At 63.2% G+C, this 14,564-nt stretch carries 9 protein-coding genes, 3 rRNA genes and 1 pseudogene; 2 read left to right on the top strand and 11 right to left on the bottom strand.

The features are described 5' to 3' along the window. Window positions 1-9: 9 nt before the first annotated feature. On the bottom strand, window positions 10-405 hold the full coding sequence (locus PSR88_RS20040; RefSeq protein WP_007298231.1) for a low affinity iron permease family protein: 396 nt from the start codon (window positions 403-405) through the stop codon (window positions 10-12). A gap of 60 nt (window positions 406-465) precedes the next feature. Next, window positions 466-618 carry a hypothetical protein gene (locus PSR88_RS20035; protein ID WP_016884363.1) on the bottom strand — a complete coding sequence of 51 codons (153 nt, stop codon included), beginning with the start codon at window positions 616-618 and terminating at the stop codon, window positions 466-468. Window positions 619-1,001: 383 nt separating this feature from the next. Here PSR88_RS20035 and PSR88_RS20030 point away from each other — a divergent pair. Together PSR88_RS20030 and PSR88_RS20025 are read left to right on the top strand one after the other, a co-directional pair. Beyond that, window positions 1,002-1,355: pseudogene (locus PSR88_RS20030) on the top strand (AAA family ATPase); the annotation flags it as partial. A gap of 88 nt (window positions 1,356-1,443) precedes the next feature. Next, a complete protein-coding gene (locus PSR88_RS20025; RefSeq protein WP_029539677.1) occupies window positions 1,444-1,935 on the top strand; it encodes an AAA family ATPase in 492 nt (163 codons plus the stop codon). A gap of 532 nt (window positions 1,936-2,467) precedes the next feature. Here PSR88_RS20025 and rrf read toward each other — a convergent pair. From rrf to PSR88_RS19980, 9 genes are all read right to left on the bottom strand, one after another. Beyond that, window positions 2,468-2,584 (bottom strand): 5S ribosomal RNA (gene rrf / locus PSR88_RS20020). A gap of 131 nt (window positions 2,585-2,715) precedes the next feature. Then, window positions 2,716-5,851: ribosomal RNA gene (locus PSR88_RS20015) — 23S ribosomal RNA — on the bottom strand. A 330-nt stretch (window positions 5,852-6,181) separates the two neighbouring features. Next, window positions 6,182-7,699: ribosomal RNA gene (locus tag PSR88_RS20010) — 16S ribosomal RNA — on the bottom strand. Together the 16S, 23S and 5S rRNA genes form the textbook arrangement of a ribosomal RNA operon. 623 nt (window positions 7,700-8,322) lie before the next feature. Beyond that, entirely contained in the window at window positions 8,323-9,297 is a 975-nt protein-coding gene (locus PSR88_RS20005) for a 2-hydroxyacid dehydrogenase (protein WP_016884542.1), read from the bottom strand. Further along, window positions 9,297-10,637 carry a glucarate dehydratase gene (gene gudD / locus PSR88_RS20000; RefSeq protein WP_016884543.1) on the bottom strand — a complete coding sequence of 447 codons (1,341 nt, stop codon included), beginning with the start codon at window positions 10,635-10,637 and terminating at the stop codon, window positions 9,297-9,299. Before gudD ends, PSR88_RS20005 begins: the two co-directional genes overlap by 1 nt. A gap of 121 nt (window positions 10,638-10,758) precedes the next feature. After that, entirely contained in the window at window positions 10,759-11,475 is a 717-nt protein-coding gene (locus PSR88_RS19995) for a sulfite exporter TauE/SafE family protein (protein WP_011596471.1), read from the bottom strand. After that, window positions 11,472-12,482 carry an ABC transporter ATP-binding protein gene (locus PSR88_RS19990; RefSeq protein ID WP_016884544.1) on the bottom strand — a complete coding sequence of 337 codons (1,011 nt, stop codon included), beginning with the start codon at window positions 12,480-12,482 and terminating at the stop codon, window positions 11,472-11,474. Before PSR88_RS19990 ends, PSR88_RS19995 begins: the two co-directional genes overlap by 4 nt. Further along, complete coding sequence (locus PSR88_RS19985; protein ID WP_016884545.1) at window positions 12,475-13,533, bottom strand: ABC transporter ATP-binding protein; 1,059 nt, start codon at window positions 13,531-13,533, stop codon at window positions 12,475-12,477. The genes PSR88_RS19990 and PSR88_RS19985 overlap by 8 nt, the downstream gene beginning before the upstream one ends. Then, window positions 13,530-14,558 (bottom strand): ABC transporter permease, encoded by a 1,029-nt coding sequence (locus PSR88_RS19980; protein WP_016884546.1) that lies wholly within the window; start codon window positions 14,556-14,558, stop codon window positions 13,530-13,532. The genes PSR88_RS19985 and PSR88_RS19980 overlap by 4 nt, the downstream gene beginning before the upstream one ends. Window positions 14,559-14,564 lie beyond the last annotated feature (6 nt).

Raw genomic sequence — 14,564 nt, 5'->3', positions numbered from 1 at the left:
GGCGGGTGGCTAGTGCCGGTCTTCGAGCCCGACGGCCTCCCGCAACTTCTCCTCTGCCTTCCTCAGCTCGGGGTTGTCCTGGGCGGAGGAATCGAGCAGGGCGGCGAGCGCCTCGGCGATGACGTTCAGTTTCTCCTGCAGAGCCTCCGTGGCGCGGCGGCTGGCATTCTCGAGCAGGACCACGAGGAGCAACGTGAAGACGGCGCCGACGGTGTGGATGGCGATCTGCCACTCGTGAAGGTCCTTCCAGAGCGGAATGCTGACGACCCACAGCGCGACCACTCCGGCGCAGATCCCGAAGAACGGCGCCTGGCTGACCCGGAGTTCGATCTGCTCGACGAACCTGTCGAACGCCGAACGCTGATCGGTGGGCTGCTGACGTGCAGCCTTCGCGTTGCGCACCATCTTCGGAGTCTAGGCGCAGCCACCACTCCCGATATGCCCGTTTCAGCTGATATGCCCGTTTCAGGGCATGGCGACGTTCAGGGCGAGACCGCCGACGGGGTAGTACACCCGGTCCCGCGCGGCCGCACGTATCCCTGTCTTGGGCTTGCGTAGCGCCTCGTTGGTCACCTTCGACGGAATACCCGTGGTGAACAACATGAACTCGTGATTCATACGCTGGGAAGTCGACCGCGCCGACGGCGCCATCGACATCCTTTGGGACCTTTTCGAGGCCGAATTGGCATACGCCGAATCCCGGACCGAGGCCAACCGAGAACGGCTGATCACCGCATTCGATGCGGCCGCCACAGGTCAGACACGCATGCTGACGATGGGCGCGTACTGGGTCAGGCCAGAAACCTATACCGCCTTCGGTGGCGTCAACGTAAATCTTTTCGCGAACAGATACGGCGACGTTGCCGCGCAGCTCAACCTCGAGGGCAAGATCTCCGGTGAGGACTTCCTGGCCAACACCGAGACCGTCAGCGCCTGGCTCTCGTCCCGGGATTCTCCGTTCGACATGCCGCCGGAGCTTTCGCTGAGCGCGTGGCATTTCCATGCGATCAGCGACGCGCCACAGGCACCCGCCGACGACATCACAGCCGCCGCGGACGTCGAGTCAGCGGACGACGGTCCCGAGGCGAGACTGCGGGAAGTCGCATCGGAGTACGTCGTCGCCGACATCGTTGCCTATGGCTCTTTCCTCGACATTCAACTCCTGGAATCGAATGATCGAGGCCGTGAAGTCGAAGAAGAACATCATCTGGCAAGGGCCACCCGGAACCGGCAAGACGTGGCTCGCCCGACGCCTCGGCTGGGTGCTGTGCAACGAGCGTCATTCCGACCGGATGACCCTCCTGCAGTTTCACCCGTCGATGTCCTACGAAGACTTCGTCCGTGGGTTCCGGCCCGGCTCCGACGGCAAACTCACCCTGATCGACGGCCCTCTGCTCACCGCCGCCCAGAACGCCCGCCAAGACTTCCGAACACGACTACGTCGTGGTCATCGAGGAGATCAACCGCGGCAACCCCGCACAGATCTTCGGCGAGATGCTCACCCTGCTCGAACACGACAAGCGCGACCCCGAGAACGCGCTGAACCTCGCCTACCCGCGGGACGGGGAAGGACCGTTTCATCGGCCCTCGAACCTGCACCTCATCGGCACGATGAACGTCGCGGACCGGTCCCTGGCCCCGGTCGACATGGCGCTACGGCGGAGATTTGCCTTCTTCGATCTGGGGCCGGAGTACAACGATGCCTGGCGCGAGTTCGTCATCGAACGCGGCTACGACGAATCGGTCGTTGACCGCATCGCGGTACGGATGACCAGGCTGAACGAGGTGATCGAGGCCGACCCGAACCTCGGCAAGGACTACTGCATCGGCCATTCGTACTTCACTCCGGGATCCGTCGCCGCGACGGGCGAGTACTTCTCGGAGCGCTGGGGCGTTCGGGTAATCCAACTGGTTCGACAAGCCGCAGGTGGTTAAGGATCGCGGTGAATCTCGATCACGCGCAATGGGATATGCCGGCGGCGACTGTCACCGGGGCGGTGGAGTATCTGGTTCCCGCGGACCCTCTGTATGACATGCTGTGTACGCATCTCCACCACTTGGCCCGGACGGCCGCAGCGGCTCCGCTGCTTCTCGACCATCTCGAGTGCGCGACGGTCCGGCTCGCTCGCGTACTCGTCGCGAGCGCCGCCGACGACGAAGCACGACATCGGGAGTCACTCGAGCACAGTCTGCCGGCGCGACTTCGCCTCTACATCGAGTCGAACCTCACAGATCCCTGCTGTCGCCAGCCGGCGCCTCGACTGTGGTCTCCGAACGCATTTCACGCGTCGATTCCGCGACGCGTCGGCATGTCTTCACGCGATTGGCGGTGGCTGCCGGAATCGACCGACCGATTGACCGTCTGCCGGCGGTGCGCGGGGGTGAAAGGACGTGTGCGGCACGGGTGTTCGTGACCCGGGAATGCCGAAAGCCCCCCAACAAGGTTGGGGGGCTTTCGGTAACGGATGTTCGGCGGTGTCCTACTCTCCCACACCCTGTCGGGTGCAGTACCATCGGCGCTGGAGGGCTTAGCTTCCGGGTTCGGAATGGGACCGGGCGTTTCCCCTCCGCTATGGCCGCCGTAACTCTATGAAACTGTCACACGGAACATCAGCGAAGACACACATCACCATTGGTGGTGGGGGTGTGCTTCTTTCTTCTGTTCTGAAACGTGTGTGTTGTTTCAGATACTGCACAGTGGACGCGTAGCTTCTTTGTGGTAAGTCCTCGGCCTATTAGTACCAGTCACCTGCATCCGTTACCGGACTTCCAGTTCTGGCCTATCAACCCGGTGGTCTGCCGGGGGCCTTACCCCCTCGAGGGGGTGAGAAACCTCATCTTGGAACAGGCTTCCCGCTTAGATGCTTTCAGCGGTTATCCCTTCCGAACGTAGCTAACCAGCGGTGCTCCTGGTGGAACAACTGGCACACCAGAGGTTCGTCCGTCCCGGTCCTCTCGTACTAGGGACAGCCTTCCTCAAGTTTCTAACGCGCGCGGCGGATAGAGACCGAACTGTCTCACGACGTTCTAAACCCAGCTCGCGTGCCGCTTTAATGGGCGAACAGCCCAACCCTTGGGACCTACTCCAGCCCCAGGATGCGACGAGCCGACATCGAGGTGCCAAACCATCCCGTCGATATGGACTCTTGGGGAAGATCAGCCTGTTATCCCCGGGGTACCTTTTATCCGTTGAGCGACACCGCTTCCACTTGCCGGTGCCGGATCACTAGTCCCGACTTTCGTCCCTGCTCGACCTGTCAGTCTCACAGTCAAGCTCCCTTGTGCACTTGCACTCGACACCTGATTGCCAACCAGGCTGAGGGAACCTTTGGGCGCCTCCGTTACATTTTGGGAGGCAACCGCCCCAGTTAAACTACCCACCAGGCACTGTCCCTGAACCAGATCATGGTCCGAGGTTAGAGGTCCAATACGATCAGAGTGGTATTTCAACAACGACTCCACACTCACTGGCGTGAGCGCTTCACAGTCTCCCACCTATCCTACACAAACCGAACCGAACACCAATACCAAGCTGTAGTGAAGGTCCCGGGGTCTTTTCGTCCTGCCGCGCGTAACGAGCATCTTTACTCGTAATGCAATTTCGCCGAGTCTATGGTTGAGACAGCTGAGAAGTCGTTACGCCATTCGTGCAGGTCGGAACTTACCCGACAAGGAATTTCGCTACCTTAGGATGGTTATAGTTACCACCGCCGTTTACTGGGGCTTAAATTCTCAGCTTCGCCACCGAAGTGGCTAACCGGTCCTCTTAACCTTCCAGCACCGGGCAGGCGTCAGTCCGTATACATCGTCTTACGACTTCGCACGGACCTGTGTTTTTAGTAAACAGTCGCTTCTCACTGGTCTCTGCGGCCCCACCCAGCTCACACTGCAAGAGTGATCACCGGACGAGGCCCCCCTTCTCCCGAAGTTACGGGGGCATTTTGCCGAGTTCCTTAACCATAGTTATCTCGATCGCCTTAGTATTCTCTACCTGACCACCTGTGTCGGTTTGGGGTACGGGCCGTGTGAAAGCTCGCTAGAGGCTTTTCTCGGCAGCATAGGATCACTGAATTCGCCTCATTCGGCTATGCGTCACCTCTCAGGCTTGATGAACGGCGGATTTGCCTACCATTCGCCCTACAGGCTTACACCAGTATTACCACTGACTGGCTCAGCTACCTTCCTGCGTCACCCCATCGCTTGGCTACTACCAGATCAGGTCCCATGCATCCACATCCAGGGCCCCCGAAGGGGCGTAAGGACGCTTCAGGATGGTTAGTATCACTGATTCACCAGGGGCGCGTTCACACGGGTACGGGAATATCAACCCGTTGTCCATCGGCTACGCCTGTCGGCCTCGTCTTAGGTCCCGACTCACCCTGGGCGGATTAACCTGGCCCAGGAACCCTTGGTCATTCGGCGGACGAGTTTCTCACTCGTCTTTCGCTACTCATGCCTGCATTCTCACTCGTGTGGCCTCCACGGCTGGGTCACCCCGCCGCTTCCATGGCCACACGACGCTCCCCTACCCATCCACACCACTGCCCAAGACTCCGCAGAATCAAGGGGGTGCATTGTGTGAATGCCGCAGCTTCGGTGGTGTACTTGAGCCCCGCTACATTGTCGGCGCAGGATCACTTGACCAGTGAGCTATTACGCACTCTTTCAAGGGTGGCTGCTTCTAAGCCAACCTCCTGGTTGTCTTCGCGACCCCACATCCTTTTCCACTTAGTACACGCTTAGGGACCTTAGCTGGCGATCTGGGCTGTTTCCCTCTCGACTACGAACCTTATCGCCCGCAGTCTCACTGCCGCGCTCTCACTCACCGGCATTCGGAGTTTGGCTGATTTCGGTAAGCTTGTGGGCCCCCTAGACCATCCAGTAGCTCTACCTCCGGTGAGAAACACGCGACGCTGCACCTAAATGCATTTCGGGGAGAACCAGCTATCACGGAGTTTGATTGGCCTTTCACCCCTACCCACAGCTCATCCCCTCAGTTTTCAACCTAAGTGGGTTCGGTCCTCCACGACGTCTTACCGTCGCTTCAACCTGGCCATGGGTAGATCACTCCGCTTCGGGTCTAGAACATGCCACTACGGACGCCCTATTCGGACTCGCTTTCGCTACGGCTACCCCACACGGGTTAACCTCGCGACATGCCACTAACTCGCAGGCTCATTCTTCAAAAGGCACGCCATCACCCCCCACACCGAAGTGTGCAAAGGCTTTGACGGATTGTAAGCGCACGGTTTCAGGTACTATTTCACTCCCCTCCCGGGGTACTTTTCACCTTTCCCTCACGGTACTAGTCCGCTATCGGTCACCAGGGAGTATTCAGGCTTATCGGGTGGTCCCGACAGATTCACACCAGATTTCACGGGCCCGGTGCTACTTGGGTTTCCATCACGACAGTCATCATGTTTTCGTGTACGGGACTCTCACCCTCTACGACAGGCCGTTCCAGACCACTTCCACTAACACAATGATTTCTTACTGTCGGCCAACACGGCAGCATTGACAAGATGAACCCCACAACCCCACGAATGCAACACCTGCCGGCTATCACACATCCATGGTTTAGCCTCTTCCGCTTTCGCTCGCCACTACTCACGGAATCACTATTGTTTTCTCTTCCTGTGGGTACTGAGATGTTTCACTTCCCCACGTTCCCTCCACACACCCTATATATTCAGGTGCGGGTAACACGACATCACTCGTGCTGGGTTTCCCCATTCGGACATCCTCGGATCTCAGCTCGGTTGACAGCTCCCCGAGGCTTATCGCAGCCTCCTACGTCCTTCATCGGCTCCTGGTGCCAAGGCATCCACCGTACGCTCTTCATTACTTACAACAAAGATGCTCGCGTCCACTGTGCAGTTCTCAAACAACACACAACCAACCATGTCCTCGTCGCCACCGAACACCAGAAAAACCCGGCCGGTATGACCACCATGATCACTTGTAAGTTCTTGCCTAGAAAAAACACTCGCGTGTTCCCTCAGGACCCAACAGTGCATCGATATAACTCTTCTCCCACCGGCACTCGGGCCGGCAGTAGTGAAAAGAATGTTTGTCAGTGTTCCACCCATGAGCGTCCGCAGCCCTACTGATGAGGACTAAACGGTCTCTGCCAAGCCGCTGTACACCTGTGTGACAACAACATTGGAGATGTGCTCCTTAGAAAGGAGGTGATCCAGCCGCACCTTCCGGTACGGCTACCTTGTTACGACTTCGTCCCAATCGCCGATCCCACCTTCGACGGCTCCCTCCCACAAGGGGTTAGGCCACCGGCTTCGGGTGTTACCGACTTTCATGACGTGACGGGCGGTGTGTACAAGGCCCGGGAACGTATTCACCGCAGCGTTGCTGATCTGCGATTACTAGCGACTCCGACTTCACGGGGTCGAGTTGCAGACCCCGATCCGAACTGAGACCAGCTTTAAGGGATTCGCTCCACCTCACGGTCTCGCAGCCCTCTGTACTGGCCATTGTAGCATGTGTGAAGCCCTGGACATAAGGGGCATGATGACTTGACGTCGTCCCCACCTTCCTCCGAGTTGACCCCGGCAGTCTCTTACGAGTCCCCACCATTACGTGCTGGCAACATAAGACAAGGGTTGCGCTCGTTGCGGGACTTAACCCAACATCTCACGACACGAGCTGACGACAGCCATGCACCACCTGTATACCGACCACAAGGGGGGCCGTATCTCTACGGCTTTCCGGTATATGTCAAACCCAGGTAAGGTTCTTCGCGTTGCATCGAATTAATCCACATGCTCCGCCGCTTGTGCGGGCCCCCGTCAATTCCTTTGAGTTTTAGCCTTGCGGCCGTACTCCCCAGGCGGGGCGCTTAATGCGTTAGCTACGGCACAGATCCCGTGGAAGGAACCCACACCTAGCGCCCACCGTTTACGGCGTGGACTACCAGGGTATCTAATCCTGTTTGCTACCCACGCTTTCGTTCCTCAGCGTCAGTTACTGCCCAGAGACCCGCCTTCGCCACCGGTGTTCCTCCTGATATCTGCGCATTTCACCGCTACACCAGGAATTCCAGTCTCCCCTGCAGTACTCAAGTCTGCCCGTATCGCCTGCAGGCTCACAGTTGAGCTGTGAGTTTTCACAAACGACGCGACAAACCGCCTACGAACTCTTTACGCCCAGTAATTCCGGACAACGCTTGCACCCTACGTATTACCGCGGCTGCTGGCACGTAGTTAGCCGGTGCTTCTTCTGCAGGTACCGTCACTTTCGCTTCGTCCCTGCTGAAAGAGGTTTACAACCCGAAGGCCGTCATCCCTCACGCGGCGTCGCTGCATCAGGCTTTCGCCCATTGTGCAATATTCCCCACTGCTGCCTCCCGTAGGAGTCTGGGCCGTGTCTCAGTCCCAGTGTGGCCGGTCACCCTCTCAGGTCGGCTACCCGTCGTCGCCTTGGTAGGCCATTACCCCACCAACAAGCTGATAGGCCGCGGGCCCATCCTGCACCAGTAAACCTTTCCACCCTCAGCCATGCAGCCGAAGGTCATATCCGGTATTAGACCCAGTTTCCCAGGCTTATCCCGAAGTGCAGGGCAGATCACCCACGTGTTACTCACCCGTTCGCCGCTCGTGTACCCCGAAGGGCCTTACCGCTCGACTTGCATGTGTTAAGCACGCCGCCAGCGTTCGTCCTGAGCCAGGATCAAACTCTCCGTTGAAGACTCTAGAAATCACAGGCGAACCTGGAAATCAGTCATAGACATCGAGTCAAATCACTAGCGATCAAAAACTCAAAACTAGCATTTTCAAACACTGACCCCCCACCGACGGAAGAAGGAGAAGAGCCAGCAAATACCCACACCACACCTCACAACCAAACCCCAAGGACCGGTTGATCATCCGTGATGCGGAGTACCAAAAACATTTGGCACTGACATTCATCGACACACTGTTGAGTTCTCAAAGAACACGCACACACCATCACCTCTGGCACACTCGCCAGCCGCTCCGGGGCAACTTTTCCAGCTTATCTCATCGGACTGACCGGCGCAAACCGGCACCCGCTGAAGACATTCCGGGGTTGAAGCACAACCATACACGATGGTGAACTTCGGATTGGTCAGGCACTTCGTACAACCTCGTTGCATTCACCTTGCGGTGAATGTCGGTGTCCGTGTCGCTCTGACTTGGAATAAGTTACGCGAACCGTCCTCCGTTTTCCAAATCGCCTGGTCGCAGCGATTCCGTCCGCCGATCCTTCAGGATCTACCACTCGCGGTGACACCGACTCCTTCTATATAGGAACTCCTATATAGAAGGAGTCGCAAGACTGCGGCGGTCCTCAGCGACAGGTGCGCAGGACCGTCCGCCCCGTGTCCAGCCTGCGGATGTTGTCGGTGATGTCGCCGACCCGGCCGACGAACGTGTGGTCGGTGACGCCGGACGAGTGCGGGGTCATCAGGACGTTCGGCAGGTCGCGGAACGGCAGCGCGCTCGGGGCGCCGTGACCGCCGGCGTCGGGGTAGGAGTACCAGACGTCGATCGCCGCGGCCGCGATCCGGTGCGACGCCAGCGCGTCGTACAGCGGTTGTTCCTGGACGAGGGGGCCGCGCCCGACGTTGATCAGGATGCCGTCGGGGCCGAGCGCGTCGAGTTCCGCGCCGCCGATCATGTCGCGAGTGTGATCGTTCAGGGGTGCGGACACCACCACGACGTCGGACTCCGTCAGAAGCCGGAGCAGCGACGTGTTGCCCCCTGCCCAGGCGAGGCCTTCCGCGTCGGCGTCGAGATTTCCCCGCCCGGTCACGGCGCAGCCCTCGGACCCGAGCGCGCGCAGCACGTTCCACGACCGCCGGCCGATGTGACCGAAGCCGACGAATCCGACCCGCGCGCCCCGCATCGACCGGCACTGCGCGATCGCGTCGTCGTACACCGAGGTGGCCCACACGTCGCCACGGAGGGCGCGATCGTGCCGGAGGAATCCGCGGCGCAGCATCAGTGCCGCCGACACGATGTACTCGGCGATCGAGTCCTCGTGGTGGAAGGTATTGGCCACCAGGGTGGCCGCGGGGAGCGCGGCGAACGCCACGTTGTCGGTGCCCGCGCCGGCGACGTGCAGCAGGCGCAGCTTCGGCGCCGCGGCCGCCATCGCGGCGGTGAACCGGCCGCCCACATAGACGTCGGCGTCGGCGAGGTCCGCGACGATCGCCGACTCCTCGAATGTCCGATGCCACGACACCGTCGCACCGGACGGCAGCCCCGACTCGAACAGTTCGCGATGCGGCAGCAGGTTCCGGTCGCCGACGACGACCTTCATCAGGCGCGCACCAACGCCGGGCGCTTGCTGTCGAACGTCCAGCCGGGCACCAGGAACTGCATGCCGATCGAGTCGTCGCGCGCGCCGAGCCCCTTCTGCCGGTACAGCTCGTGGGCGGCCTCGACGCGGTCCATGTCGAGTTCGACACCGAGGCCGGGGGTCGACGGCACGGTGAGGTAACCGTCTTCGATCTCGAACGGGTCCTTGGTGATCCGCTGACCGTCCTGCCAGATCCAGTGGGTGTCGATGGCGGTGATGTCGCCCGGAGCCGCCGCCGCGACATGGGTGAACATCGCGAGCGACACGTCGAAGTGGTTGTTGGAATGCGAACCCCACGTGAGGCCCCACGCGTCGCAGAGCTGGGCGACGCGGACGGATCCGTTCATCGTCCAGAAGTGCGGGTCGGCGAGCGGGATGTCGACGGCGCCGGAGCGGATGGTGTGCCCCATCTCGCGCCAGTCGGTGGCGATCATGTTGGTGGCCGTCGGCAGTCCGGTGGCACGCTTGAATTCGCTCATCACCTCGCGACCGGAGAAGCTGCCCTCGGGGCCGACCGGGTCCTCGGCGTACGCGAGCACGTCCTTCAGCCCGCGGCAGGTCTCGATGGCCTCCGACAGCAGCCACCCGCCGTTGGGGTCGAGGGTGATCCGGGCGTCGGGGAACCGCTCGGCCAGCGCCGTGACGGCCGCCGCCTCCTCGCGGGGTGCCAGGACGCCGCCCTTGAGCTTGAAGTCGGCGAAGCCGTATCGCGCCTGGGCCGCCTCGGCGAGTCGCACGACCGCGTCCGGTGTCAGCGCCTCCTCGTGCCGCAGTCGCAGCCAGTCGTCGGACTCCGCCGCACCCGACTGGTACTCGAGGTCGGTCTTGTTCCGGTCGCCGACGAAGAAGAGGTAGCCGAGCGCCTGCACCTTCTCGCGCTGCTGACCCTCGCCGAGCAGGGCCGCGACGGGAACGCCGAGGTGCTGCCCGAGCACGTCGAGGAGTGCCGACTCGACGGCGGTGACGGCGTGGATCGCGACACGGAGGTCGAACGTCTGGTTGCCGCGGCCCGCGGCGTCCCGGTCGGCGAACGTGCGTCGCAGATCGGCGAGAACGCCGTTGTACTCGCCGATGCTGCGGCCTGTCACGATGGCGCGGGCGTCCTCGAGGGTACGGCGGATCGGTTCACCGCCGGGCACCTCGCCGACACCGGTGTTGCCGTCGGAATCGGTGAGGATCACCAGATTCCGGGTGAAGTACGGGGCATGCGCGCCGGACAGGTTCAGGAGCATACTGTCGTGTCCCGCGATCGGGACCACTCGCATGTCGGTGACGACCGGGGTGGTGCTCGTTGTACTCATCTCCGAAAACCTTCCTCCACAGCGCAGCGCCGCCCGTGAGGCGCCTCACAACCAAAACTCTAAGTGGCCCTATCGATACATGTCCAAGACTTGTTGAGCATCGAACGATGCAGACACTGCATCACAGAAGTTGCTGTCCGATCAGCATCAACGCACCCACGCAGGACACCGTGATCGACGCCCGGCGCAGGCGTGCAGCGTCCAGGTGGCGATTCACGAACCGCGACGCCACGTAGCCGAGCACCGTCGCCGGGGTCAGCAGCAGGAACATCACCGCCGACTCGCGGTGCACCGACCCCGTCGCGGCGAGAACGGCCACCGACAGCGTGGAGCCCACCAGGAAGAACGCGCTCATGTTGCCGCGCAGCTGCGCCCCCTTCGACCCCTGCATCACCAGGGCCATCGGCGGTCCGCCGATGGAGGTGGCCGTGCCGAGCAGCCCCGACGCGGCGCCGGCGACGGCGAGGTTCCGGCGCCGCGGCGGCGGTGCCCAGCCCAGCGTCGCGAAGACGACCCCGGCCAGCACCACGGCGGCGAGCAGCAGCGACAGCCCCCGTTCCGGCAGCACCACCAGCAGCAACGCGCCCGCGATCGTGCCCGGCACCCGGCCGGCCAGCGCCCACCCGGTGCCCGACAGATCGAGGGCGTCGCGTTCCCGCCACACCACCATCACCGTGACGACCGTCGCCGTCATGATCAGCGTCCCGGGCAGCAGGCCCGGGTCGACGAGCGCGACGACGGGTGCCGCGAGCATGCCCATCCCGAATCCGATCGAGGCCTGCATGCACGAGGCGAGGAAGACGGCGAACGCGATGATCGCGAACTCTGCCCCGCTCACCCGACCGCGACGGGGACGCCGAGTTCGACCGGACGCCGGGGATGGTGGCATTCGGCGACGTGGCCGCTCTCGCGCTCGTCGACCGCTGCAGGTGGCGCGGTGCTCGCACAGATGTCGGTCGCGTGGGCGCAGCGGGTCCGGAACCGGCAGCCCGACGGCGGGTTCAGCGGCGACGGCACTTCACCGTCGAGGATGATCCGCTTGCCGCGGGAAGCGGCGTCCAGCTTCGGTGCCGCCGACATCAGGGCCTCGGTGTACGGGTGGGCGGGACGGTCGAAGACTGCGTCCGTCGCACCGGTCTCCACGATCCGCCCGAGGTACATCACGGCGACGCGGTCGGCGACGTGCCGGACCACCGACAGGTCGTGCGAGATGAACACGTACGAGATGCCGAGCTGCTTCTGCAGGTCGTTCAGCAGGTTGAGCACCTGGGCCTGCACCGACAGGTCGAGCGCCGACACCGGTTCGTCGCAGATGACGACGCTCGGGTTCAACGCCAGGGCGCGGGCGATCCCGAGTCGCTGCCGCTGACCGCCGGAGAACTCCTGCGGGTACCGGTGCTCGTCGCTCGGCCGCAGACCCACCAGGTACAGCAGTTCCCGCACCCGCGCCGCCCGGTCGCGGCTCGTCTTGTACATCGACTTGTGGGTGCGCCACGGCTCGGCGATGATGTCGGCCGCCGACATCCGGGAGTTCAGCGACGCGTACGGGTCCTGGAACACCATCTGCACCCGGCGGCGCAGCGCGAGCAGGTCCTTGCCCTTCAGCGAGAACGGGTCGACGCCGTCCCACGTCACCGAACCGGAGTCGGGGCGCTCGAGCATCATCAGCGTGCGGGCGAGAGTGGACTTGCCACAGCCCGATTCGCCGACGAGCCCGAGCGTTTCGCCGCGGGCGAGGTCGAGGTCGATGCCGTCGAGCGCGCGCAACTGATCCTTGCCCGCCGCGTTGGCAGGCACCTTGAACGTCTTGGTGAGGCCCCGCACCTTCAGAATCGACCTAGACATGTGAGATCTCCTCGGGGAAGTGGCACGCCGAGCGGCGACCGTGGTGCGGACGAAGTCCGTCCGAAGCTGCCGAGCCGGCGACGTAGGCGAGCGGCGGGCGGGTGGTGCGGCACACGTCGCGGGCCAGCGGGCAGCGCGCCTGGTAGACGCAGCCGGACGGAATGGAGTGCAGGTCGGGCGGGGTGCCGCCGATGGATTTCAGGTCTTCGCCGCGGACCGCGTGCACGGGAACCGAATCGAGCAGGCCCTTGGTGTACGGGTGCTGCGGCGACGAGAAGACCTCGGCGACCGGGCCCGTCTCGACGACGTTGCCCGCGTACATGATCGCGACGCGGTCGGCCTCCTCCGCGACGAGCGCGAGATCGTGGGTGATGAGGATGACGGCCATGTCGTGCTCGGTGCGCAGATCTCGCAGCAGCGACATGATCTGTGCTTGCACCGTGACGTCGAGTGCCGTCGTCGGCTCGTCGGCGAGCAGGACCGTCGGGCTCAGTGCGACGGCCATCGCGATCAGCAGGCGCTGCCGCATGCCGCCGGAGAACTGGTGCGGGTAGGAGTCGACGCGCGATTCGGGCTCGGGAATCCCGACCCTCTCCATCAGCGAGATCGCCTCCCGTCGCGCCTCTTTCGAGGACAGCCCGCGATGGATGCGGAACGGTTCGGCCAACTGCTTGCCGACCGTGTACACCGGGTTGAGCGCGGTCAGCGCGTCCTGGAACACGATGGCGAGTTCGGTGGCGGCGAGGGTGCGGCGGATCCTGGCCTTCGCCGTCACGAGGTCGACGTCGCCGAGACGGACCGAGCCGTCGGTGATGTCGGCGATCGGTTCGAGCAGGCCGACGAGCGCCTGCGCGGTCATCGACTTGCCGCAACCCGACTCACCGAGCAACGCGAGGGTCTCGCCGCGCCGCGCGGTGAACGACACGTGGTCGACGGCCCGGACCGTGCCCGAGGGGGTGCGCAGGTCGACGGTCAGATCCGCGACCTCGAGGGCGACGCGGTCGGTGTCTGCGACGTCGGGCGATTCGACAGCCGGTGCGGGTGCACTCATGAGACGACCTTTCGGGTGGGGAACAGCCGGGAGCGGCGCGACCGCGGGACGGTCAGACGCCAGCGCTGGGCGGGGTCGGTGGCGATCCGGGCCCACGCCGCGAGCACGGTCGCCGACACGGTGGTGACCACGATGGCGAGGCCGGGGAAGAACGACAGCCACCACGCCGTCTGGAGGTACGTCCGGCCCTGGGACACCATCAGGCCCCAGCTGATGTCCGGCGGCTGGATGCCGATGCCCAGGAAGCTCAGCGACGACTCGGCGAGCATCACGTAGCAGAAGTCGAGGGTGGCGACGGTGAGCAGCGTCGGCAGCAGGATGGGGAACACGTGCCTGCGGATGACGGCCCCGCTGCGGGCGCCGAACGTGCGGGCGGCGTCCACGAACAACCGGCTCTGCAGTTCCGCCGACTCCGCGCGGGCGGTGCGGAGGTAGATCGGGATGCGGGTGATGGCCAGTACCAGGACGATGTTCGCGGCGCTGGGCGAGAACACGTAGAGGACGACGACGGCCATCAGCAGCGATGGGAAGCTCATGATGACGTCGGCGACGCGCATCGCCGTCGTCTCCCGCCAGCCGCGGTGGTAGCCCGCCCACATGCCGACGAGGGACCCGATGATGCAGGACAGCGCGACCGCGGGCAGCGCCACCAGGAGGGTGGTGCGGCACGCGACGATCAGCCGGGCGAGCATGCTGCGTCCGAGCGGGTCGGTGCCGAGGATGTTCATCCACCCGTTCGCCACGTGGAACGGCGCGAGGTTGGACTGGTCGAGGTTCTGATCCGTCGCAGCGTCGCCGACGAGCCACGGGCCGAAGACGGCGACGAGGAACACGAACACCAGGATCGCCGCCGCGACCGTGGCCATCCGGTCCCGCAGGAGCAGTCGCCACAACGGCGCCTTGCTCCGGGACGGTTTCGGTGCCGGAACGGTTTCTTCGACGGGGACCGCGACGGCGGGCGTCTCGTCGGGGCCCGGGTAGAGGTCGCCGGCTCCGTCCAGGCGGGGTGCGTTGTCTATGGACATGTCGGC

Source organism: Rhodococcus sp. DK176, from assembly GCF_038447315.2.
GTDB lineage: Bacteria > Actinomycetota > Actinomycetes > Mycobacteriales > Mycobacteriaceae > Rhodococcus_F > Rhodococcus_F jostii_A.
Note: the sequence above shows the minus strand (reverse complement) of the source record. Positions and strands in the feature narration are given on the sequence as shown.